General features: G+C 73.0%; 19 protein-coding genes and 1 pseudogene. 10 read left to right on the forward strand and 10 right to left on the reverse strand.

Translation table 11 applies throughout. From position 1 onward, the window contains the following. Window positions 1-157: 157 nt before the first annotated feature. The gene (locus tag AB0O40_RS14960; RefSeq protein ID WP_365040385.1) at window positions 158-2,758 is read right to left on the reverse strand and encodes a tetratricopeptide repeat protein; all 2,601 of its coding nucleotides are present in this window, start codon (window positions 2,756-2,758) and stop codon (window positions 158-160) included. A gap of 207 nt (window positions 2,759-2,965) precedes the next feature. Here AB0O40_RS14960 and AB0O40_RS14965 point away from each other — a divergent pair, with 207 nt between their 5' ends. Next, window positions 2,966-3,373 (forward strand): hypothetical protein, encoded by a 408-nt coding sequence (locus AB0O40_RS14965; protein WP_365040506.1) that lies wholly within the window; start codon window positions 2,966-2,968, stop codon window positions 3,371-3,373. A 121-nt stretch (window positions 3,374-3,494) separates the two neighbouring features. Here AB0O40_RS14965 and AB0O40_RS14970 read toward each other — a convergent pair. Continuing rightward, window positions 3,495-3,596 (reverse strand): annotated as a pseudogene (locus tag AB0O40_RS14970) (IS5/IS1182 family transposase); the annotation flags it as partial. Window positions 3,597-3,810: 214 nt separating this feature from the next. Between AB0O40_RS14970 and AB0O40_RS14975 the strand changes: the two are divergent. Further along, the gene (locus tag AB0O40_RS14975) at window positions 3,811-4,353 is read left to right on the forward strand and encodes a hypothetical protein (protein ID WP_365040387.1); all 543 of its coding nucleotides are present in this window, start codon (window positions 3,811-3,813) and stop codon (window positions 4,351-4,353) included. A 176-nt stretch (window positions 4,354-4,529) separates the two neighbouring features. Here the strand turns inward: AB0O40_RS14975 and AB0O40_RS14980 are convergent, their stop codons facing one another. Both AB0O40_RS14980 and AB0O40_RS14985 read right to left on the reverse strand, forming a co-directional pair. Beyond that, on the reverse strand, window positions 4,530-5,495 hold the full coding sequence (locus AB0O40_RS14980) for a pirin family protein (RefSeq protein WP_365040389.1): 966 nt from the start codon (window positions 5,493-5,495) through the stop codon (window positions 4,530-4,532). 171 nt (window positions 5,496-5,666) lie between these two features. Beyond that, the gene (locus AB0O40_RS14985; RefSeq protein WP_365040392.1) at window positions 5,667-6,020 is read right to left on the reverse strand and encodes a tetratricopeptide repeat protein; all 354 of its coding nucleotides are present in this window, start codon (window positions 6,018-6,020) and stop codon (window positions 5,667-5,669) included. Between the two features lie 322 nt (window positions 6,021-6,342). Between AB0O40_RS14985 and AB0O40_RS14990 the strand changes: the two genes are divergently transcribed. The 3 genes from AB0O40_RS14990 to AB0O40_RS15000 all read left to right on the forward strand — a co-directional run bounded on the left by AB0O40_RS14990 (window position 6,343) and on the right by AB0O40_RS15000 (window position 10,105). Further along, on the forward strand, window positions 6,343-7,515 hold the full coding sequence (locus AB0O40_RS14990) for a methyltransferase (protein WP_365040500.1): 1,173 nt from the start codon (window positions 6,343-6,345) through the stop codon (window positions 7,513-7,515). 106 nt (window positions 7,516-7,621) lie between these two features. Further along, window positions 7,622-8,191, forward strand: a complete 570-nt coding sequence (locus AB0O40_RS14995; protein WP_365040395.1) for a DinB family protein — start codon at window positions 7,622-7,624, stop codon at window positions 8,189-8,191. Window positions 8,192-8,293: 102 nt separating this feature from the next. Next, entirely contained in the window at window positions 8,294-10,105 is a 1,812-nt protein-coding gene (locus tag AB0O40_RS15000) for a beta-galactosidase (RefSeq protein WP_365040398.1), read from the forward strand. A 56-nt stretch (window positions 10,106-10,161) separates the two neighbouring features. Here the strand turns inward: AB0O40_RS15000 and AB0O40_RS15005 are convergent, their stop codons facing one another. Then, window positions 10,162-11,079, reverse strand: coding sequence for an NADP-dependent oxidoreductase (locus tag AB0O40_RS15005; protein ID WP_365040503.1), 918 nt, complete (start codon window positions 11,077-11,079; stop codon window positions 10,162-10,164). A gap of 397 nt (window positions 11,080-11,476) precedes the next feature. Here AB0O40_RS15005 and AB0O40_RS15010 point away from each other — a divergent pair, with 397 nt between their 5' ends. Next, window positions 11,477-12,349, forward strand: coding sequence for a chitosanase (locus tag AB0O40_RS15010; protein WP_365040401.1), 873 nt, complete (start codon window positions 11,477-11,479; stop codon window positions 12,347-12,349). 74 nt (window positions 12,350-12,423) lie between these two features. Here AB0O40_RS15010 and AB0O40_RS15015 read toward each other — a convergent pair whose 3' ends face one another. From AB0O40_RS15015 to AB0O40_RS15035, 5 genes are all read right to left on the reverse strand, one after another. Beyond that, a complete protein-coding gene (locus tag AB0O40_RS15015) occupies window positions 12,424-13,854 on the reverse strand; it encodes an NAD(P)/FAD-dependent oxidoreductase (RefSeq protein ID WP_365040404.1) in 1,431 nt (476 codons plus the stop codon). Window positions 13,855-13,946: 92 nt separating this feature from the next. After that, complete coding sequence (gene trxA / locus AB0O40_RS15020) at window positions 13,947-14,327, reverse strand: thioredoxin (protein WP_365040407.1); 381 nt, start codon at window positions 14,325-14,327, stop codon at window positions 13,947-13,949. Between the two features lie 100 nt (window positions 14,328-14,427). Continuing rightward, window positions 14,428-15,867, reverse strand: coding sequence for an aldehyde dehydrogenase family protein (locus AB0O40_RS15025; RefSeq protein ID WP_365040410.1), 1,440 nt, complete (start codon window positions 15,865-15,867; stop codon window positions 14,428-14,430). Window positions 15,868-16,074: 207 nt separating this feature from the next. Next, on the reverse strand, window positions 16,075-17,259 hold the full coding sequence (locus AB0O40_RS15030) for a thiolase family protein (RefSeq protein ID WP_365040413.1): 1,185 nt from the start codon (window positions 17,257-17,259) through the stop codon (window positions 16,075-16,077). Window positions 17,260-17,464: 205 nt separating this feature from the next. Then, window positions 17,465-18,499, reverse strand: coding sequence for a LacI family DNA-binding transcriptional regulator (locus AB0O40_RS15035; RefSeq protein WP_365040416.1), 1,035 nt, complete (start codon window positions 18,497-18,499; stop codon window positions 17,465-17,467). A 282-nt stretch (window positions 18,500-18,781) separates the two neighbouring features. Here AB0O40_RS15035 and AB0O40_RS15040 point away from each other — a divergent pair, with 282 nt between their 5' ends. The 4 genes from AB0O40_RS15040 to AB0O40_RS15055 all read left to right on the forward strand — a co-directional run bounded on the left by AB0O40_RS15040 (window position 18,782) and on the right by AB0O40_RS15055 (window position 23,044). Continuing rightward, a complete protein-coding gene (locus tag AB0O40_RS15040) occupies window positions 18,782-20,029 on the forward strand; it encodes an MFS transporter (RefSeq protein WP_365040419.1) in 1,248 nt (415 codons plus the stop codon). Window positions 20,030-20,185: 156 nt separating this feature from the next. Beyond that, entirely contained in the window at window positions 20,186-20,881 is a 696-nt protein-coding gene (locus tag AB0O40_RS15045) for an alpha/beta hydrolase (RefSeq protein ID WP_365040422.1), read from the forward strand. 178 nt (window positions 20,882-21,059) lie between these two features. Beyond that, on the forward strand, window positions 21,060-22,472 hold the full coding sequence (locus AB0O40_RS15050) for an amidase (protein WP_365040425.1): 1,413 nt from the start codon (window positions 21,060-21,062) through the stop codon (window positions 22,470-22,472). 101 nt (window positions 22,473-22,573) lie between these two features. Further along, window positions 22,574-23,044 (forward strand): type II toxin-antitoxin system PemK/MazF family toxin, encoded by a 471-nt coding sequence (locus tag AB0O40_RS15055; RefSeq protein WP_365040428.1) that lies wholly within the window; start codon window positions 22,574-22,576, stop codon window positions 23,042-23,044. Window positions 23,045-23,278: the final 234 nt, after the last annotated feature.

Raw genomic sequence — 23,278 nt, forward strand, 5'->3', positions numbered from 1 at the left:
GCCGACGGTGTGGTGGAACACACCATTCCGTCGACATCTCCATCACTCTCCGTCACCCTAATCGCGGGTCGGAATCGTTCGCCGCACAGACCCTTCTCGGGCCCTGATCGTCGCACGGATGTCGGGGCGTGTCAGATCCGTGCTCTTCACACAGCGGTCACGACGGCTGAGGGCCTCCGTCGCGTTCGGTACGGACAATGCCAAGTTTGCCCCGGACAATCCCAGTCAACGGGTGCTTCTCGCCCAGCACCCGCACGATGTCGGCAAGAGTCTGCTCGTACAAGTCGATCGCCCGCCCCAAATCCCCCACCGACCCATAAGCCCCGGCCAGGTCGCTACGCGAAGTCAGCGTGTCGGGATGATCCTCCCCCAGCACCCGCACACGATCGGCAAGAGTCCGCTCGTACAAGTCGATCGCCCGCCCCAAATCCCCCACCGACCCATAAGCCCCGGCCAGGTCGCTACGCGAAGTCAGCGTGTCGGGATGATCCTCCCCCAGCACCCGAAGCTGATCCAGCAGCAGGCCCTCAAGGGCCACCGCAGCTCCAGCTGGGTCGCCCGATTCTCCCCTCCAGTAGGCAAGGTGATGGCGGGCCGCGAGCGTGTCGGGATGGTCAGGGCCCAGTACCCGTACCTCGTCACCCAGGAGGTCGGCAAACGCGGCGACGGCTCCTGCTGCGTCTCCTGCCTTGCCTCGCCAGTGGGCGAGGTGATGGCGGGCCGCGAGCGGGTCGGGATGGTCAGGGCCCAGTACCCGTACCTCGTCACCCAGGAGGTCGGCAAACGCGGCGGCGGCTCCTGCTGCGTCTCCTGCCTTGCCTCGCCAGTGGGCGAGGTGATGGCGGGCGGTGAACGTGTCAGGGTGGTCAGATCCCAGGCAGCGGAGAGAGCTCTGGGAAAGGCGTAGGAAGTAGTCCGCGGCGGCGGAGACATGACCTGCCTGCCCAAGGCTGTTCCCCGCGCGGTGGAGGACTGCGTGGATGCTGGGCTTGTACAGCGATTCCTCGGTACGAAGAGTGAGAGCGACGGTGTTGGCCCGCAGGGCCTGAGCCAGTGTGACGTCGCGCTCGATGTCTGGCCAGCTGGCCAGTAGAGCGTCGGCAGCAGCACGCGCGGACAGATCGAGTTCGTGAGAGGCGAGTGTGTCGCGGGTGGCGCGCTGGACCAGTGTGTGGACGCGAACGACCTGATGGGCTTCGTGGGTGCAGTGGTCAATGAGACTCAGGCGGTGCAGGGCACGCAAGGCACGCAGAGCGTCATGAGGTGAGGTCGAGTGAGGTTTCTCGGCGAGGTCCGTGCAGGTCCTGTGCTCGGCAAGGTAGGCCAGGGCGGGATAACTGGTCAGAACGGCCTCGGGAATGCCGGTGGGGTCGAGGAGCGCGGCGAGCTGAAGCATGGGACGGGCCAAGCCGACAGGGCGGAGTTTGTCTGCGCGCTCAACGGACAACGACCAGGCTGCAGCCATGGAGTGAGATTGGCTGTCGGGTAGGACATCAGGGCTGGCGTCGTCGAGCCTGGTGACGTGGTCGGCCAACAGGTTTCGGTAGGCGGCCACGGTTTCCGCGCTGTCTATGAGATAGGCGGCGGCCTGCGCGAGAGCCAGTGGCAGATATCCGAGGGCCTCGGCCAGGGCGATGAGCTCATCGGCGGGCTCATCACGGCCATGTTCGGTCAGGGCGCCGGTGAGGTAGGCGACGGCCTCTGTCTGGGTAAACAGACCGAGCGAGAGCATGGTGCTGCCCTGCGCGATGAGGGCGGCATCCCGGCGACGGGTTGTGACCAAGGTGCGGCCACTGGGACTGGCGGGCGGCCACAGACCGGACAGATCCCCTGGGTCGGTGATGTCGTCCAAGACAACCAGCCACCGGCATCGTTGCGCAGCGCCTTTGGGCGTGAGCCAGGCCAGGAAGGTCTGAGCGGCTCGCTCAGGGCTGTCGGGATCAGCCCCGCACAACTCGACGCCGGCTTGGGCATACGTGCTCACGATGGCCTCACGGCTGCTGGCGGCAACCCAAACCAAGACATCCAGGTTGGCTTCCGCCCAGGCTGTGCGCGCGTAGTCGGCGGCGAGTTGGGTCTTGCCGACTCCGCCCATGCCACTCAGGACTTGGGTGATCACCGCAGTGCCGCCGCCGTCGATCGCCGCACTCAGGTGGTGCGCCTCGGCCGCCCGCTGCTGGAAGGATCGCGCAGCAGGCGGGATGACTCCGACTTGATGCGGCCAGGGTGCCGGCTCACGAGTGCCACCAACTGCATGAAAGAGGGCGTCCCGTACGACACCACGGCGCTCCTTCGGCAGTTCCTCGATGAGCACTCCAGCGGTGTGAAAGCTGAGCGGAAGCGCTTGACTCGGATTGCGCAGCGCACGGTCGATGCTGGATTTGCCTGCGTCGATGCCTTGGGAAGCCATCCGATCCGCGATCTCCCGAACGCTAAGACCTGACTCGTCCTTCAAGGTGTCCAGGAGTCCGGAAAGTTGCTCCTGCCGCGGGGGAGCTCCGGAGGTGAGACCAGCGGGATTCCTCGGCGTCGCCGCATCGCGCTCTGCTTGCGCCATCTCATACAGCTCATGCAATCGGAGGCCCGGCATGTTCGGCTCCAGGTTCAGAGCCTGAACGAGATCGCGCCACGTGGCCGGACTAGGCAAGCGAGACCCGTTAGTGATCTTAGAGAGGGTTCCGGCGCTGATGTGCGCACGACCGGCAAGCTGCCGCAAGGTCAGCCCCGCCTCCTCGCGACGAGATCTGAGCTCGTTCACGAACTCCCTCCAGGCAGGGGGGAGATCGGGCGGAAGGGCCCCTTCGGGACGCCCTGCACCGCGTGCCGTCATGCGGCCTCACCTCCTCGTTCGCGACGTTGTTTCCATTGTTGCCCAAAGTCTGGGACATTGGTGTCGTGGGGGAGCACCCTGCCATCCCACGTTCCTTTGTCGCGCCCGTACTGCACTTCGCTCAGGGGAGTCGCTGTGTCTGTGGTCGTTGCCGTACTCCTAGGGTGCACCGCGCTGGCGGCCGCGGTCGGCGCGCGCATCGCCTTCCGCCTGGCTCGAACTACCGGTTCCACCCCTGCGATGGCATGGGGATCTGCCGGAGCCACCGCTGTCGCAACGATCGCCAACGTATGCACCATCGCCGGCACCCTCGATCTTGGCCACGGACAGCCCACTGGAGGACGGATCGCGATCAGCGTGGTCACCCTCGCCGTGGCCCTAGGACTGGCGTACCTCGCGTACGACGTCACAGGCCCGTCCATCCCCGCGACGGGAGGCACGCCGGCTCCTGGCCTGAGCAGGCCCAAGCGCTTTGCATCAGCAGCGGCTACCTTTACCGGCACGTTCGTCATTCTCGCGCTGATCCTGCCACTACTGAAGTGAAAGAGCCTCCCCGCGCCCTGCCTCGGCCGGTGAGTACCGCGTTCACCCGTGCTGATCCTCGCCCTCGCCCACGATGGGAATCATGACGAGGCCAGGTTCCCATGGCGAAGCCAGTTCCGTGGATGCGGGCGGTGCTGCAGCGGAGCTTCCGCAGGAGGTGCCAGCCTTTCCGCTCGGCCATGGCCTGGTCGTCGAGGCGGCGGATCCTGGCGTGCGTGCTGTCTGGCACCAGACGGGCTCGAGAGTCCCACTCAGGCGGGCCGGCCAGCAACGGTTTTCGGTCAACAATATTCGGACGCAGTGGGACGCAGCTGGACGCCGGCGGACTCACCCGAACACAGCCGGACGCAGTGGGACAGGGCTCACCGGGGCTCCGCCTGTCCGGTCTGCATCCGCCCCTCGTTTCGGCCGGAGCGTACTGCGCAACACTTCACGTCATGCCGAGCTTTCAGCAGAGGAAGGCCGTGGGCGACGCCCACGAGAAGCGCATCGCCGAAGAACTGACCGCGCGAGGGTGGTCGGTCAACCCGTGGGGGCAGGGAGTCCTCACCCAGCCCGTTCAAGCCGCCCTCCGCATGACCGACAGCTCTCTCCGATGGACCCCTGACCTCCTCGCCGCCAAGGGCGATCACCTCACGATGATCGACTGCAAGAGCAGCATGACCAGCCGGGCCACGCGCCGCCACGCGATCGAGCGGGCCGCGGTCCACTCGCACTTCCAGCTCGTCGCTTGGAGCGAGCTGCCCATCTACTACGTGTTCGACAACCTCGACGTACTGACTCCGTACGACGCCCTTACTGCAGGGCAGACCGGCCCGCACTCGCTCTCGGGTTCGGGAGCGCCGTACCTGCTCGTGCCCACCACGGAGCGCCGCACCTTTGACTCCACCTTCGGCCTGCGGAAACACCCCGTCGCCCCTATGACGCAGGCGTCTCGACACCCTCTGCGGCTGACGAACCGTCACCAAAGTCAGCATTGAGTCAGCATTGGTCCTGGCAAAGCTGACCCCAGCCGGTCACACATGGGAAGGATCGACACCCCGGAGATGGTCCTTCCGGAGGCTCTGCCAGCCCCTCCCGCTGAACGATCACCACCGGATCGACCTCGACCCCCGGCTGGGTCTCAACCAGTCCACCTGCATCGCAAAACCGCAGGTCAGCGCACCCGTCCGCGCGGCTTCAGGCGCGTCGGCGGAAGCTCAGGAGCGGGGATGGGGGGGCCGGCGTAGCCCTTTACCTCGCCGAAGCGGTTGCCCTCCATCCAGTCCTGGCGGGCTTGGACGATCTCCTCGTTGGAGCGGCCGATCCAGTTCCAGAACATGATCAGCTCCTCCTCGAAGGGCTCGCCGCCGAGGAGCATGACGGAGGCGTCGGAGGCGGCGCGGAGGGGGAGTTCGGTGCGGCCGCAGCCGAGGTAGAGCATCGAGCCGGGGAGGACCGGGACGCCGTCGACGTGCGCCTCGCCGGACATGCCGAGGACGGCGTACTCGAAGTCCGGCTCCAGCGGCAGCCGGGTCTCCGCACCGGCGGCCAGGGACAGGTCGGCACCGACGATCGGGCTGTAGGTGGTGCCGGGCGAGGTGGCACCGTCCAAGGAGCCGAGGATGAGGGTGGCGTCCACGCCCGGCGCCGTGACGTGCGGCAGGTCGGCGTGGTGCTGGAAGTGCGGGTCGACGTGCCGGTGGGCGTCGGGGAGGGCGACCCAGAGCTGCGCGCCGTGCAGGAAGCGGGCGTGCGGGCGGGGGCTCTCCTCGGAGTGGCTGATCGCCTTACCGGAGGTCATCAGGCCCAGCTCGCGGGGGCGGATGGTCTCCAGGCTGCCGACGCTGTCGCGGTGCAGCACCTCGCCCTCGTGCAGCCAGCTGACGGTCTGGAGGCCCATGTGGGGGTGGGGCGGCACCTGCATGCCGGGTTCGTCGGCGATGTCGTCCGGACCGTAGTGGTCGACGAAGCACCAGGCGCCGATCATCCGGCGCCCGAGGTTCGGGAGCAGTCTGCGGACCTCGGTGGCTTCGCCGAGCTTGACCCGGCGCGGGGTGAGGAGTTCGCGTACGGGCTCGGCGACGACGAAGCCGCGTCCCCCGCACACCGAGAGGCTGGCCTGGCGATCGAGATTGCTCATGCCCCCAAAGTAGACGGACCGGGCCGGGCGGGGACCCCGTACCGCGCCGACCGGGCGCGGGGCGGGCGCGCCCGGCCCGGCCGGCCGGCCGTCGCTCGGCGCCCGCCCCCCCCCTGCCTGCCGCCCCCGCAGCCGAGCGCGGGCCGTCACGTCCCGGCGCCGGCCCCGTCCTCACGCCTCGTCGAAGTCGCCGGACATCGCGGCCGCCAGCCGCAGGTACGGGGCGGCGTCCGCGGCGCGGCCCTGGCGTTCCAGGGTGCGGCCCAGCATCAACTGGGCGTAGTCCTCGACCGGCCAGCGCTCCAGGATGCCCCGCAGCTCGGTCTCGGCGCGGCCCAGCTGGGCCGAGTGGTAGTACGCGCGGGCCAGCAGCAGGCGCGGGGCCAGCAGCTCCGGGGACTCGGCGGCCAGGCCCTTCAGGGTGCGGGCGGCGTTCGTGTACTCCTTCGCGTCGAAGAAGAGCTGGGCCCGCGCCCAGCGCTCGGCCGCCGTCCCGTGCTCGTAGTACGCCGTACGCTCGCTCATCGGATCCTCTCCTTCGGGTGCCGTCCCGGCACGCCGGGTGACGGGCGCCGCGCTCCTGGCGGCGGCACCTCCCGGAACGCCACCGGGCGCCGCCGCATTCCGCCCGGGGGATCTCGCCAGCCGCGCCAGCCGCCCGCAGCGGCGCCCGCACCCCGCCGGGCACGAGGACCGGGGCGTGCAGCACGGCCGTACCCGCCCCCACGCCCGGCCCCAGGTACCGCCGGTACGGGGGCCCGCGGCGCGTGGCGCGGTGCGGGTGCCCGGGGCGGGGCCCGGCTCGGTTAGCCTGGGCAGCACGATGACTGGCACCGCTGAAGACCGCATGACGGCCCCCTGGGGCGACTACCGACTCACCCGCTTCCCGGAGGACCCGCGCGACCAGATGCGCGCGTGGGACGCCTCCGACGAGTACCTGCTGCGCCACCTGGAGGGCGGAACCGGCGAGGTGGGGCCGGTCGACCTCGAGAAGAGCCAGGTCACCGTGGTCGGCGACCGGTGGGGTGCGCTGGTGACGGCGCTGGCCGGGCGGACCGCCGGGCTGACCCAGATCACCGACTCGTACCTCGCCCACGAGGCCACCCGCGCCAATCTGGCGCGGGCCGAGGTCCCGGCCGGCGCGGTGGCGCTGCTGAACACGCAGGACGCGCCGCCGGAGCGGATCGACGTGCTGCTGGTGCGGGTGCCCAAGAGCCTCGGTCTCCTCGAGGACCAGCTGTGCCGGCTCGCGCCGCGGCTGCACGCCGGGTCCGTGGTCGTCGGCACCGGCATGGTGAAGGAGATCCACACCTCCACGCTGAAGCTCTTCGAGCGGATCGTCGGCCCGACCCGCACCTCGCTCGCCGAGAAGAAGGCGCGGCTGATCTTCGCCACCCCCGAGCCCGCCGCGCAGCCGGTCGCCAACCCGTGGCCGCTGGTCTACACGCTGGGGCCGGAGGCGGGCGCGGGGCCGGCCGAGGGGCTGACCGTCACCAACCACGGCGGCGTGTTCTGCGCCGACCGCCTCGACATCGGTACCCGCTTCCTCCTCGCCCACCTGCCGATGTGGCGGGGCGAGGGCCGGGTGGTGGACCTCGGCTGCGGCAACGGCGTGGTCGGCACGGCGCTGGCCAAGGGCAGCCCCGAGGTCGACGTGGTCTTCACCGACGAGTCGTACCAGGCGGTGGCCTCGGCCCGGGCCACCTACCGGGCGAACGCCGCGCACCGGGACGGGCTGGCCGAGTTCGTGGTGGGCGACGGTCTGGCTTCGCTGCCGGAGGGTTCGGTGGACGCGGTCATCAACAACCCGCCGTTCCACGCCCACCAGTCGACCACCGACGCGACGGCCTGGCGGATGTTCAGCCAGGCCCGCCGGGCGCTGCGCCGCGACGGCGAGCTGTGGGTGATCGGCAACCGGCACCTGGGCTACCACCTGAAGTTGCGCCGCCTGTTCGGCAACTGCGAACTCGTCGCGAACGACGCCAAGTTCGTCGTCCTGCGGGCCGTCAAGACCCGCTGACCATGAGCCGCCGGGACCCCGCGGAGGGGGCCCGGCGGCGTTCGCCGCCGGCGCCGCCCCTGAAATCCGGTGGCGGGGCGGCGCCGTGCGGGCGATCATGTCGGCCATGACCGGTACGAGCGAACGGCCCGAGCGCTGGACCCAGTCGACCGTGTACGCCGACATGTGGGCGGATCCGGACGACGATCCCCGGAACACCGAAGGCCCGAGCCCTGAGGGCGAACTCGGCACGCTGCACGACTTCCTGACGAACTATCGGCTGACGCTGCGGATGAAGTGCGAGGGCCTGGACCCGGAGCAGTTGGCCCGCCGGTCCGTTCCGCCGTCGACGATGTCGCTCCTCGGGCTGGTCCGGCACCTGGCGGAGGTGGAGCGCGACTGGCGCAACTGGATCACGCTGGACGAGCCGCTGCCGAAGCTGTACGGGGCCCGGGACGCGGACTTCCACGGAGCGGTGGCCGAACAGGCCGCGGTCGACGCCGCCTTCGCCGACCTGGCCCGCGAACAGCATGCCACCGACACCGCCCTGGCCGCCCTCCCCGACCTCGGCGCCCGGGTCGGCCGCGACGCCGTGGCCGTCCGCGAACTCCTCGTCCACCGCGTGGAGGAGTACGCCCGCCACTGCGGCCACGCCGACCTCCTGCGCGAATCCATCGACGGCCGCACCGGCCAGTAACCGCCTCCGGCGCACGCACCGGCCCCGGCCGCCGCCGGATCCGCAGGTCACAGCGTGGTCAAGAGGGTGCGTGGGGGGTCGGGAGTGGCTGAGGATGCGGCCATGAACCCTGTGTCCAGTTCCCGTGCGCTGACCGTGGAGGGGGACGTCCTGCTGCGCGGCGGGCGTCCGCACCAGGTCGTTTCGGCCGCCGTCCACTACTTCCGCGTCCGGCCCGAGCTCTGGCGGGACCGGCTGCTGCGGCTGCGGGCGATGGGCGTCAACACCGTCGAGACGTACATCGCCTGGAACTTCCACCAGAGCGCCCCCGGCCGGGCCCGGTTCGACGGGGACCGGGACGCGGCCGGCTTCGTCGCGCTCGCCGGCGAGCTGGGGCTGGACGTGATCGTCCGTCCGGGCCCGTACATCTGCGCCGAGTGGGAGGCCGGCGGCCTGCCCGGCTGGCTGCTCGCCGACCCCTCGGTCCGGCTGCGCCGCCGCAACGCCCCGTACCTGGCCGCCGTGGACGCCTGGTTCGACGAGCTGGTGCCGGAGCTGCTGCCGCTGCTCGCCTCCCGCGGCGGCCCGGTGGTGGCGATGGCCGTGGAGAACGAGTACGGCAGTTACGGCAACGACACCGGCTACCTGGAGCACCTGCGGGCCGGGCTGGTCCGGCGCGGGGTGGACTGCCTGCTCTTCACCGCCGACGGCGCCGCGGACGCCTTCCAGCTGGGCGGCACCCTGCCGGGCCTGCTGACCACCGGCACCTTCGGTTCCCGCCCGGAGTCCTCGCTCGACTGCCTGCGCCGCCACCAGGGCACCGGCCCGCTGGTGTGCATGGAGTACTGGCACGGCTGGTTCGACCACTGGGGCGCCCCGCACCGCACCCGGGACGCCAAGGAGGCCGCCGACGTGCTGGAGCGGCTGCTCGCCGCCGGGGCGTCGGTCAACGTCTACATGGGGCACGGCGGCACCAACTTCGGCTGGTGGAACGGCGCCAACCACGAGGACGGCCGCTACCTCCCCGACACCACCAGCTACGACTACGACGCCCCGGTCGGCGAGGCGGGCGAACTCCGGGAGAAGTTCCACCTCTTCCGCGAGGTGATCACCCGCCGGCTCGGCACCGAACCGCACCCCCTGCCGCCCGAGCCGGCCCGGCTCGCCCCGCGCACGGTGGAAGTCACCGGCTCGGCACCGCTGTTGCCCCACCTGGACACACTGGCGCGGGTGGTGCACCGGCGTCTGGACACCGAGCCGATGGAGTCCTTCGGCCAGAACCTCGGTCTGATCCACTACCGCACCCGGCTGCGCGGCCCGCTCGCCGAGGCGGCCCTGCGCGTGGACGGACTCGCCGACCGGGCGCAGGTGTTCCTCGACGGGCGGCCGCTCGGGGTCCTGGAGCGGGACCGGCCGGAGGAGGCCCTGACCGTGCGGGTGCCCGAGGGCGGGGCCGTCCTGGACCTGCTGGTGGAGAACATGGGCCGGATCAACTACGGCCCCCTGCTGGCCGACCGCAAGGGCATCACCGGCGGCGTCCGGCTCGACAACCAGTACCAGTTCGACTGGGAGATCCGCCCGCTGCCGCTGGAGGACCTGGCCGGACTTCGCTTCGGGCCGCCCGCCGGGGCCGACCAGGCGGACGGCCCGGGCGCCCCGGCCTTCCACCGGCTCGAACTGGACCTGGCCGAGCCGGCCGACGGCTTCCTGGCCCTGCCCGGCTGGACCAAGGGCATGGTCTGGCTCAACGGCTTCGCCCTCGGCCGCTTCTGGGACCGCGGACCGCAGCGCACCCTCTACGCCCCCGCACCGCTCTGGCGCGCCGGGCGCAACGAGCTGGTGGTCCTGGAACTGCACCGGCAGGGCGGCCCGTTGGAGCTGCGAGCCGAGCCGGACCTCGGCCCCGGCGAGGCGGCCGAGATCCCGGAGTGGTGACCGGCCGGCCGGGGCTGCGCGGGCCCCGGCCGGCCACTCGGTCTCTGCCCCACCCCTCACACCGCGATGGTGATCTTCCCGTGGACGTGCCCCGTCATGCTCAGCCGGAACGCCTCGGGCAGCTCCTCCAGGGGGAAGACCTGCGCCACCGGCACGCCGAGCTGGCCCAGTTCGGCCAGCTCGCCGACGGCCGCCAGGTCCGCCGCGTCCGGCCGGACCCACATCCACTGCCCGCCGGCCCCCAGTACGGCGGGGTCCGCGATGGAGGCGTGCCGGCCGCCCTCGGCCAGGACCGCGGTGGTCACGTCCAGGACGCCCCCGACGAAGTCGGCCACCAGGTCCACCCCGTCCGGGGCGAGCGCCCGGACCCGCTCGACCAGGCCCTCGCCGTACTCCACCGGCTCGGCGCCGGCCTCCCGCAGCCGCTCGTGGTTGCGCGGCGAGGCGGTGCCGATGACCCGCGCACCGCGCGCCCGGGCGATCTGGGTGCCGAGGAAGCCGACGCCGCCGGCCGCGCCGTGGATGAGGACGGTGTCCTTGCCGGACAGGCCGAGCCGGGTGAGCAGCTGGTAGGCGGTGAGGCCGGCCAGCGGCAGCCCCGCGGCCTCGTCCCAGCCCAGCGCGGCGGGCTTGGCGGCGAGGCACCGCACGGGCACGCTGACGTACTCGGCGAAGGTGCCGCCGGAGACGTGGTCCTTGCGCGCGTAGGCCATCACCTCGTCGCCGGGGGCGAATTCGGGGACGTCGATGCCGACCCGGGCCACCACGCCCGCCACGTCCCAGCCGGGGACGACCGGGAAGACGGCGTCCATCATGCCGTCGAGCCCGCCGGCCATCAGCTTCCAGTCCACCGGGTTGACCGCGGCCCGCCGCACCCGTACGAGCACTTCGCCGGGCGCGACCTTGGGCAGCGGCACCTCCCCCAACCGGAGGACCTCGGGACCGCCGTACGCGTCGTAGAGCATGGCGCGCATCCGCTCGGGCGGGTCGGCGGTCGGGTCGTCCTGGTGCGATGCGGGCATGGGGCAGCCTTCCTGGTCGGACGCCGGTACGAGGGCAGGCGCGGGGCCTCCCGCCCGCAGACCCTATGCGCCCGGAGGGCGTTTCCCCGGGCGGCGCTCAGGGCCTCCGTCGGATGGAGGCGGGCCGGTCGGACGGCCGGGCCGGGTACGGCCGGCCGCCCGGCCGGCGGGACCACTCCGGCCGGCGCCGCATCCGCCCTCACCCCTCTGAACTCGGCTTTCCACCCGGTGGTTTGACCGGTGGCAGCTCGCTCCCGGAGTAACCCCCGAGGCCCCATTGACGGGGGCACGCCATTGGGATCAGACTGACAGGAAAGTTTCCTGTCAGTCCCTCTCAGTCGGAGGTCCCATGACCACCCCTCACCGGCGCCCGGTCTCCCGTCGCGCCCTGATCGCCGGCGTCCTCCTGGGATCGGCGGCGCTCGCCGTCCCCGTCACCGCCCTCGCCTCCACCGACGCGCCCGGCTCCGCCGGCACCTCCGCCCCGGCCGCCGCCCGCACCGGGGTGCAGCGGCTGGGCCTGGACGACCCGGCGAAGAAGGAGATCGCCATGAAGCTGGTCTCCAGCGCCGAGAACTCCTCGCTGGACTGGCAGGCCCAGTACAAGTACATCGAGGACATCGACGACGGCCGCGGCTACACCGCCGGCATCATCGGCTTCTGTTCCGGCACCGGCGACATGCTCGACCTGGTCGAGCTCTACACCCAGCGCAAGCCCGGCAACGTCCTCGCCAAGTACCTCCCGGCACTGCGCCGGGTCAACGGCACCGACTCGCACAGCGGCCTCGGTTCGGCCTTCGAGCGCGACTGGAAGACCGCCGCCTCGGACTCCGCCTTCCGCACCGCGCAGAACGACGAGCGGGACCGGGTCTACTTCAACCCGGCCGTCTCCCAGGGCAAGTCGGACGGCATCGGCGTGCTCGGGCAGTTCGCGTACTACGACGCGATCGTCATGCACGGTGATGGCGACGACTCGACCAGCTTCCGCAACATCCGCAAGCGCGCGCTGCGTTCGGCCAAGCCGCCGGCCCAGGGCGGCTCCGAGACCACCTGGATCGGCGCGTTCCTGGACGCTCGGGTCTGGGCGATGAAGCAGGAGGAGGCGCACAGCGACACCAGCCGGGTCGACACCGCCCAGCGGGTCTTCCTGAACAAGCGCAACCTGGACCTCAACACCCCGCTGGACTGGAAGGTGTACGGCGACAGCTACCACATCGGCTGACCCGGCCCGGGCGGGCGGGGAACCTCCGGCGCGGCGCCCCCGCCCGCCCGGTACGCCCCCGCCCGCCCGGCCGTTCAGCCCCGGTACGCCTCCAGCAGCCGCAGCCAGACCTCGCTGATGGTCGGGAAGGCGGGGACCGCGTGCCACAGCCGGGCGATCGGGACCTCGCCGGCCACCGCCACCGTCGCGGCGTGCAACAGCTCACCCGCGCCCGGGCCGACGAAGGTGGCGCCCAGCACGACCTCCCGGTCCAGGTCCACCACCAGCCGGGCCCGGCCCGTGTACCCGTCGGCGTACAGTCCGGCGCCCGAGACCGCGCCCAGGTCGTGGTCGACGGCGCGGACCCGGCGACCCGCCCGCTCCGCCTCGGCCAGGCTCAGCCCGACCGCGGCCGCCTCCGGGTCGGTGAACACCACCTGCGGCAGTGCGTCGGTGTCGGCGGTGGCGACGTGGGCACCCCAGCGGTCGGTCTCCAGCAGCGGCGCCCCGGCCGCCCGGGCCGCGATCGCCGCGCCCACGATCCTTGCCTGGTACTTGCCCTGATGGGTCATCAGGGCACGGCGGTTGACGTCTCCGACGGCGTACAGCCAGTCCTGCCCGGCCACCCGGCAGCCGTCGTCCACCGCGATCCACTCCCCCGGCACCAGCCCCACCGTCTCCAGCCCGATGTCGTCGGTGCGCGGGGTCCGGCCGGTCGCGAAGAGCAGTTCGTCGGCCTCCACCGGTTCGCCGCCCACCAGGACCACGGTCACCGGGCCGGTGCTGCCGTCCCGGACGACCGCCTCGACCTCGACACCGGTCCGCACCACCACGCCCGCCTCGCGCAGCCCGTCGGCGACCAGCTCGCCGGCGAACGGTTCCATCCGCGGCAGCAGCCGGGAGCCGCGCACCAGCACCGTGACGGCCGAGCCCAGGGCCCGCCAGGCGGTGGCCATCTCCACGGCCACCACCGACCCGCCGACGATCACCAGCCGCTCCGGTACGTGCTGGGAGCTGGTGGCCTCGCGGGAGGTCCAGGGGCGGGCACCGGTCAGCCCCGGCAGCTCCGGCAGCAGGGCGGCGCTGCCGGTGGCGACCACGACGGCGTGCCGGGCCACCAGGACGTGGTGCTCGCCCTCGGGGCTGGTGACCGCCACCTTCTTCGCCCCGTACAGGCGGCCGTGGCCCCGGTAGAGGTGGGCGCCGATCGAGTCGAGCCAGTCGAGCTGGCCGTCGTCCTTCCAGTGGCCGGTCCAGTAGTCCCGGTGCGCGAGCACCGCGGCCGTGTCCAGCGGGCCCTCGACGGCCTCGCGCAGGCCCGGCACGCGGCGGGCGTCGGCCCGGGCCAGGGCCGGCCGCAGCAGGGCCTTGCTCGGGATGCAGGCCCAGTACGAGCACTCCCCGCCGACCAGCTCCGCCTCGACCACGGCCGTGCTGAGGCCGGCGGCGCGGGTCCGGTCCACGACGTTCTCGCCGGCCGGGCCCCCGCCGAGGACCACGACGTCGTATTCCACAGCATCAGTCATACGGTCAGTCTGGCCCGGACGGGCTACGGGCACCCGGGCAACGCGCCGGGGCGGCCGAGCCCCGCTCGGGTCAGGCGTCGGCCCCGCTCGGGTCAGGCGTCGGACTGGCCCTCCGCCTGGCCGGCCTCGATCTTCTTGCGTACCTCGTCCATGTCCAGCGCGCGGGCCTGGCCGATCACGTCCTCGAGGGCGGCCTCGGGCAGCGCGCCCGGCTGCGCGAAGACCGCGACCCGGTCGCGGACGATCATCAGCGTGGGGATGGAGGAGATCCCGAAGGCGGCGGCCAGTTCCTGCTGCGCCTCCGTGTCGACCTTGCCGAAGACCAGGTCGCCGTGGGTCTCCGAGGCGCGCTCGTAGACCGGGCCGAACTGGCGGCAGGGCCCGCACCAGGACGCCCAGAAGTCGATCAGGACGAAGTCGTTGTCGGTCACGACCTGGTCGAAGTTGTCCTTGGTCAGTTCCACGGTGGCCATGGGTGCGTCCCTGCTTTCGTCTACCTCGGGCCTCTTCCGGAGGGCCCATCATCAGGCGTCCCCCTCAACCGTGCCCGGAGCCCGGCTATTCCGGGTCCTCTCAGAACGGGTACCCCGCAGGGTCGCGCCTGACCGTCGTCCACCGGACTTCCGTGAACGCGTCCAGATTCGACTCCCCGCCGAAGCGGGCCCCGGTACCCGAGGCACCCACCCCGCCGAAGGGTGCCACCGCCTCGTCGTTGACCGTCTGGTCGTTGATGTGGACGATGCCGGTGGGGATCCGGTCGGCGAGCGCCAGGCCCGCGGCGGTGTCACGTGTAACGATGCCGAGCGCCAGGCCGTAGGGGCCGGCCGCGGCCAGCGCGGCGGCCTCCTCCGGCGTGCCGAAGGCGCGCACCGGAGCCACCGGCCCGAAGACCTCCTCCGCGTACGCGGCGGTGTCGTCGCCGACCCCGGCCAGCACCGTGGGCCGGTAGAACAACCCCTCGTACGAACCGCCCGCGACGATCTTCGCGCCCTGCTCCGCGCTCGCCTCCACCAGGGCGTGCACCCGCTCCAGCTGGCCCCGGTCGATCAGCGGACCCAGGTGGACCTGCTCCCGGAACGGGTCTCCCACCAGCAGCGATTCCGCCTTGGCGGCCAGCCGCTCCACGTATTCCTCGTACAGGGAGGCGTGGACCAGGTGGCGGCCGGCCGTCATGCAGATCTGCCCCTGGTGGAAGAAGGACCCCCAGGCGGCCTGGCCCACGGCCGCGTCGAGGTCGGCGTCCGCCAGCACGATCAGCGCCGAGTTGCCGCCCAGCTCGAGGTGGGCGCGCTTGAGGCCGCGGCCGGCCAGCTCCCCGACGGCCCGGCCGGAGGCGGTCGAGCCGGTGAAGGACACGACCCGCACCAGCGGATCCGAGACCAGCGCCCGCCCGGTCTCGGCCCCGCCGGGCAACACGTGCAACAAGCCCGCCGGCAGCCCGGCCGCGGCGAACACCGCCCCGACCGCCAGCCCGCCGGACACGGCGCTGCGCGCATCGGGCTTGAGGAGCACCGCGTTGCCCAGCGCGAGGGCGGGCGCCACCGAGCGGACCGCCAGCACCAGCGGCACGTTGAACGGGGCGATCACGCCGATCACGCCCGCCGGCACCCGCCGGGTGTACGACAGCCGGGGCGCCTCGCTCGGCAGCACCTGCCCGGCCGGCCGGGAGGCCAGGGCGGCGGCCTCGTAGCACTCCTGGGCGGCGACGTGCAGCTCGAAGGCGGCCTTGCCGGGCACCGAGCCGGTCTCCCGGACGATCCAGTCGCGCAGCTCCGCGGCGTGCTCGGTGAAGAGGTCCCCGGCCCGGCGCAGCACCGCGGCCCGCTCGTGGTACGGGGCCCCGGCCCAGGCGTGCCGGGCCGCCTCGGCGGCGGCCGCGGCGGCGGGGACGTCCCGGGGGGCGGCGAGTTCGACGGTGGCGAGCCGGGCGCCGGTGGCGGGCTCGGTGACCGGGGCGGCGCCGCCCGTGAACGGGGCGGCGGACTGCCAGGTGGCGGGGTCGAGCAGCGGCATGGGGAGGCCTCCGGGATACGGGCGCCCGGTCACGGCGGGCCCGGCCGGGCTCCGGGCAGCCGCCATGGTAGCCAGCCGCCCTCCCCAAATCTGTTCAGTTATAAGGCAGTTGGTGTCCAGAAATGATCGACGACCGGGTACCGGTCACCGCCCCGGCCCTGGCCGTCGGTCACGGCGGCGGGGGCCCGTCCGGCCCCCGCCGGGGGGTCAGCGCTCCAGGACGAGGGCGATGCCCTGACCCACGCCGATGCACAGCGCCGCCAGTCCGGTACCGGATCCGGCCGCCGCCAACTGGTGGGCCACCGAACCCGCCAGCCGGGCACCGGAGGCGCCGAGCGGATGCCCGATGGCGATCGCGCCGCCGCGCGGGTTGACCAACGCCGGGTCGAGTTCGGGCCATTCGGCCAGGCAGCCCAACGCCTGCGCGGCGAAGGCCTCGTTGAGCTCGACCGTGGTCAGGTCTCCGAAGCCGCGGCCCGCCTTGGCGAGCACCCGCTGCACCGCCTCGACCGGGCCGAGGCCGAAGAGCTGCGGCTCGATGCCGGTCACGGCGGAGGCGCGGATCCGGGCCAGCGGCTCCCGCCCGGTGGCGGCCAGCCCCTCCTCGTCGACCAACAGCAGTGCCGCGGCACCGTCGTTGAGCGGGGAGGCATTGCCCGCGGTGACCGTGCCGTCCGGACGGAAGGCCGGCTTGAGCCGGGCCAGCGCCTCCGGGGTCGAGCCCTCGCGGATGCACTCGTCGCGCTCCAGCGCCACGTCCGGGTAGGGCACGACCTCACGGTCGTACAGCCCGGCGGACCAGGCCGCGGCCGCCTTGCGGTGACTCTCCAGCGCGAAGGCGTCCTGCGCCTCACGACTGATCCCGTGCTTGTCCGCGACCAGTTCGGCGCCCTCGCCCAGCGAGACGGTCCACTCCTCGGGCATCCGCGGGTTGGTCATCCGCCAGCCGAGGGTGGTCGAGTACATCTGCTGGTGGCCGGCCGGGAAGGCGCGCTCGGGCTTCTGCAGGACGAACGGCGCCCGGGTCATCGACTCGACCCCGCCCGCGATCGCCACCGAGGCGTCGCCCAGCGCGATGGCGCGGGCCGCCTGGATCACGGCCTCGAGGCCGGAGCCGCAGAGCCGGTTGACGGTCACCCCGGGCACGCTCACCGGCAGGCCGGCCAGCAGCACGGCCATCCGGGCCACGTCCCGGTTGTCCTCGCCGGCGCCGTTGGCGTCGCCGAAGACCACGTCGTCGATGCGGGCCGGGTCCAGCGCGGGCGTACGGTCCACCAGCGCGCGCACCACGTGCGCGGCCAGGTCGTCCGGCCGCACCCCGGCGAGGGCGCCGCCGAACTTGCCGATGGGGGTGCGGACGGCGTCGACGATGTACACGTCGCGGATGCTCATCGGGGTCTCTCCTGGGCGGGTCCGTACGGGGCGCGTGCGGGGTGCCGCGTGCGCGGGGGTGCCGACCGGGGCGCGCCCTGCGGTCGGGGCGCATCCTGATCAACGCGCCCGCAGTCTCCGCCCGGCGCGCCCCGCTGTCAACGGCCCCCCGCCCCCACCTGCGACGATGCCCCGGCGAGGGTCCCGCGTACCCCCTCCGGACCGGTCAGCCGGACTCGCGGGCCAGTACCCGGGCGGCCATCAGGTCGTGCCGCTCCTGCGCCTCGACCGGCTCCCGGACCACCCGGTCGACCAGCGCGGCGAGGGTGTCGCCGGTGGGCAGCTCGATCTGGACGGTGCTCAGCCGCGGCCGGAGCAGCCGACCGATCAGCAGGTCGTCCGCACCGATCACGGCCACGTCCTCGGGGATCCGCTGCCCGGCGTCCTGCAGGGCGCGCATCAGGAGCATGGCGTACTCGTCGTTGTACGCGAAGACGCCGTCCAGGCCCAGCCCGCCCCAGCGGGCGGCCAGGCGTTCGGCGCTGACCTCGGTGTAGCTCATCGGCAGCGGTTCCACGTGCGCCCCGACGGCCTCGGCCGCCCTGCGCGCCCCTGCCAGGCGGGGAGCGGAGAAGAGGTCCAGCCCCTCCTCCTCGGGGACCACCACGCCGATCCGGCGCCGGCCGCCCTCCAGCAGGTGCCCGACGGCCCGCAGGCCCACCTCGGACTGGTCCATGACCAGGGCGTGCGCCCCGGGCACCCCGCCGGTGCCGAGGGTGATCACGGCGCGCGCTCCGGCCCGCTTGAGGGTGCCGACGTTGCGGGCGGAGAGGGCGATCTCGCCGAGGGAGATCACCGCGACCGGGCGCAGCTCCGCCCAGGCCCGGGCCGCCTGGTCACCGCTCAGGCCGAGGCTGCCGTACTGCACGACGGTGTAGTCCAACCGCCGCAGGGCCCACTGGAGTTCGTTGAAGAAGCGGCTGTAGAGCGGGCCGATGGGGATGTGCGGGGTGGGCAGCAGCACGATCCGGGTGTGGCCGGCGCGCAGGCTGCGGGCCGCGGCGTGCGGGACGTACCCCAGCTCCTCGGCGGCCTCGCGGACCTTGCGGCGGGTCGGTTCGCTGATGCGGACGGACTCGGCGTTGTTCAGGACGTACGAGACGGTGGCGCGGGACACGCCGGCCAGGCGGGCGACGTCCGCACTGGTCGGCACGGCGGGGGCGGCGGGGGCCGCGGCCCCCGGCTTCGATGAATGTGACATTGCGCTGGCATCTTTCCAGACCGGTCGGATCCGGGGTCTAGCGGATGGCCTGAAACGGATGCTAGACAGTGGTTACACGAGTTACTTACACGTGTCACCGCATGATCGCGTTCGGCCCTCGCCCCCCCTGCGCAGTCCCGCGCGGTTCACCCATCCAGTCCTCCGCAGTCCCCTCTCGTCAGTCCCCTCTCGTCGCCCGGGCAGGGCCGTTCTCCCCGGCTCTTCCGGTCGACGCCGCCCGTTCCCCCGCCCCCTCCCCCGTCCCCTGCCCTGGAGGGCACCGTGGCCCTTACCTCCCCCGGCACCGGCACGTCCGAGGCCGCCCCGACCCCTCGGAGCGCACCCGCCCGCGGGCTGCTGCCCCTGCTCCTGGTCGGCAACACCGCCATGTACGGCCTCTACATCGGCGTCGCCGGCGTCCTGCTCGCACTGCAGGTGGAGTCCGTCGACCCGGCGAACAAGGTTTCCAACTTCGGCCTGATCGCGGGGGTCTCCGCGATCTTCGCGACGGTCTTCAACCCGGTCGCCGGCGCGCTCTCCGACCGCACCGGCCGGCGCAACCCGTGGATCCTCGGCGGCGGCCTGCTCGCCGTACCGGCGATGCTGCTGCTCGGCGCGGTCGACACCATCGCCCTGATCACCCTGGCCTGGTGCCTGGGCCAGGCGGTCATGAACGTCTACCAGGCCGCGATCACCTCCGTCGTCCCCGACCGGGTGCCGGTGGCCGCCCGCGGCAAGGCCTCCGCCGCGGTCGGTCTGGGCCTGCCCTTCGGCTCCACGCTCGGTGCGCTGCTCGGCGCGGCCTTCTCCGACCACTACCGCACCGGCTACCTGGTCTTCGGCGCGATCGTGGCCGCGGCGGCGGTGCTCTTCACCGCCTGCACCCGGGAGGAGCGACGGCCGGCCAAGGCCCCGCTGCCGGTCCGGGCGCAGCTCGCGGCCTTCGCGGGGGCGCTGCGCGACCACGACTTCCGGTGGGCGTTCATCGGGCGCGCACTGCTCGTCCTCGGCTACTTCTCGGTCAGCGCCTACCAGCTGTACATCCTCCAGGACCACACCCGGCTGCCGGCCGGGATGGAGCCGGAGGCGGCGGTGGCGATCCTGATGCCGCTGACCAGCGTGACCATGGTGGTCTCCACCGTGCTGGGCGGGTACCTCTCCGACCGCTTCGACCGGCGCAAGCTCTTCGTCGGCGCCTCCGCGCTGCTGTCGGCGCTCGCCCTGGCCATCCCGGCGGTCTCCGCGAGCTGGCCCGCGATGCTGGTCTTCTCGGTGGTCAACGGGCTGGGCTTCGGCTGCTACATGGCGGTCGACACGGCCCTGGTGACCATGGTCCTGCCGGCCGCCGAGGACGCGGCCCGCGACATGGGCGTACTGAACATCGCCAACGCCGGGCCCCAGATCGTCGCGCCCTTCATCGCCTCGGCCATCGTCTCGGTCAGCGGCGGGTACACCGCCCTGTTCATCGTGGCGGCCCTGCTGTCCGTGGCCGGCGCGCTCGCCGTCCGGCCGATCCGCTCGGTGCGGTGAGGCCGGTGCGCTGAGGCGGGTGCGGCGGCCGCCCCGCCCTGAGCGACCGCCACCGCCACCGCCACCGCCACCGCCACCGCCACCGCCACCGCCACCGCGGCAACACGTGTAACACCCTTCGCGACATCACCCGTAACACCTCAGAAAGGCACCACCGTGCAGCTCCACACCCACACCTGGGGCGAGGGCGACCGCATCGCCCTGCTCGTCCACGGCATCATGTCCGACCACCGCACCTGGCGGCGGGTGGGTCCCGCGTTGGCCGACCGCGGCTACCGGGTCATCGGGGTCGACCTGCGCGGCCACGGCGCCAGCGGCCGGGGCGACTACGGGCCCCGGGAGTTCGCCGACGACCTGGTGGAGAGCCTGCCGGCGGGCGCGGAGCTGGCCATCGGCCACTCCCTCGGCGGCCTGGCCCTCTCGCTCGCGGTCGACCGACTGCGCCCGGCCCGGGCGGTCTACTCGGACCCCGCCTGGCACCTGGCCGCGCCCGAGGAGGGCTTCGGGCCTGAGCTGTTCGCGCAGTTCAAGTCGGCGACCCGGGAGCAGGTCGCACAGCTCAACCCCCGTTGGGAGGCCGCCGACGTGGCGGTCGAACTCGCCACGCTGGCTGCCTGGGACGAGGCCACCGCCCTCTGTCTGGCGCCGCTGTCGGGCACCGACCTGCTGCCGGCCACCCCGGTGGTCCCCTCTCTGGTGCAACTGGCCGGGCCCAGCTTCCTCATCGACGAGGCGCGGGCCGCCCTGCTGACCGGGCGCGGCTTCGAGGTCCGGACGGTCGAGGGCGCCGGACACACCATCCACCGCGACGACTTCGACGGTTTCATGTCGTCCCTGACCGGCTGGATCTGACGCGCCGGGACCGGTTCGTCCATACCGCCCCGCAACGACCCGGGCGCGCTCGACATCACGTCTCGGACCGGTCCGGATCGACTCGAGCTGCACGGCAGAGCCGGTCCTGATCGGATCAAGTACCGGACGAGGCCGCCCCGTTACTTTCGGTACGACCGAGCGGTAACGGGGAGGGTCCATGTCCGAGACACGTACGGCCACGCGCGCGGCGGGTCTGACCGAGACGGTGCGCATGCTCGCCGCAGGCGAGGTGTCCGCGCGGGAGTTGACGCTCCAGTCACTGGAACGCATCCAGGAGTCGCAGCCGCGGCTGAACGCCTTCCGGATCATCCGGGCGGAGGCCGCGCTGGCCGAGGCGGCGGACGCCGACCGGCGGCTGGCCGCCGGTGAGCGGCTGCCGCTGCTGGGGGTGCCGCTGGCCGTCAAGGACGACATGGACGTGGCCGGGGAACCGACCGCGTTCGGCTGCCGGGGCGCATTCCCGCGCAAGGCGGCGGACAGCGAGGCGGTACGCCGGCTGCGGGCCGCCGGCGCGGTGATCGTGGGGAAGACCAACACCCCCGAGCTGGGCCAGTGGCCCATCACCGAGGGCACGGCCTTCGGCAACACGTGTAACCCCTGGAACCCGGCGCACACCCCCGGTGGTTCCTCCGGCGGCTCCGCGGCCGCCGTCGCCGCCGGGCTGGTGCCGGCCGCGCTGGGCTCCGACGGCGCCGGGTCGATCCGCATCCCGGCGGCCTGGACGCACCTGGTCGGCATCAAGCCGCAGCGCGGCCGCATCTCGACCTGGCCGGAGCCGGAGTCCTTCCAGGGCATCACCGTCAACGGCGTGCTGGCCCGGACGGTCGGTGACGCCGCCGCCCTGCTGGACGCGGCCAGCGGACAGCACCCCGGCGATCTGCACCGGCCGGGCACGGTCGACGCCTCGGCCGCGGCCCGCCGCACCCCGCGCCGGCTGCGGATCGCCCTGTCCCTGCGGATGCCGTTCACCGCCACCCCCAAGTCCCTGGACCCCGAGGTGCGTTCGGCGGTCGAGTCGCTGGCGGGACGGCTGCTGGCACTGGGCCACGAGGTGGCGGTGGCCGATCCGCGCTACGGGCAGATCGGGCTCACCTTCGTACCCCGCGCCACCGGCGGAGTCCGGGACTGGGCCGCCAAGGTGCCCGACCAGAGCCTGCTGGACCCCCGCACGCGGGAGACCGTACGCACCGGACGGCTGCTGGGCGGGGCGCCGCTGCGGCTGGCGCGGCGCACCGAGCGGACGATGCACCGGCGGATCGGGGAGATCTTCGGGCGGTTCGACGTGGTCCTGACCCCCTCGACGGCCGTACCGGCGCCGCGGATCGGCATGCTGTCCGGCCTGAACACGCTGGACACCGAGCGGACCGTGATAGCCGCCTGCCCGTACGCCTGGACCTGGAACGTCCTGGGCTGGCCGGCCGTCAACGTCCCGGCCGGCTTCTCCCCCGACGGCCTCCCGGTCGGCGCCCAACTCCTGGGCCCCGCCCACAGCGAGCCCCTCCTGATCTCCCTGGCCGCCCAACTGGAAGCCGACCGCCGCTGGTTCGAGCACTGGCCGACCGCCGCCTGAGACCGCCGCCCACGAGCCCGCGGGCCCCCGCCGGCCGCCGCCGCGCGGCCCCGGACCGGCGGCCGGGGTGACGACGGTGCCGGACCACTACCCTCTGGGACATGACGGCACCTTCGCAGCAGGGCAGTGGGCAGGTCGGGCGGCAGCGGGAGAGCGGGGCGGGGCCCGGCGGGGACACCGTGGAGGTCGAGGCCGCCGCGGTCGGACGGGTGCGGACCGAGTACGCGCCCGAGCACGACGGGGACCCGGACCCGGGGGAGATCGTGTGGACCTGGGTGCCGTACGAGGAGAACGACGGGCGGGGCAAGGACCGGCCGGTGCTGGTGGTGGCGCGGGAGCCGGGCGGGACCCTGCTCGCCGTACAGCTGTCCAGCAAGCGGCACGACCACGACCGCGAGTGGGTGCCGATCGGCACCGGGCCCTGGGACCGGGAGGGGCGGGAGTCCTGGGTGGACGTGGACCGGGTGCTGCGGGTGACGGAGGCCGGGATGCGGCGGGAGGCCTGCGCGCTGGACCGGGGGCGGTTCGACGTCGTGCGCAACCGGCTGCGGGAGCGCTACGGCTGGAGCTGAGCCGCGGAGAGCCCCGGTTTCCCGGCCCCTGCCCCGTTCGGAGCAGCGGACCCGGCCCCCTGCGACGCACCGCATCCGCCCGGGTGCGGTGCGTTCCGGTACCCGGCGGGGCCCGCGACCGGCGTCCGCCGTCTGGAATATCCGATTTGCCTATGGGTAGGCTGAGTCTCGTCCCGACCGCTTCGTCGTGACGGAAGGCGCTCGCGCGTCGTGCCGCACCCCGGCGCGGTCGTG

This window comes from Streptomyces sp. NPDC089919 (assembly GCF_040684615.1).
GTDB lineage: Bacteria > Actinomycetota > Actinomycetes > Streptomycetales > Streptomycetaceae > Streptomyces.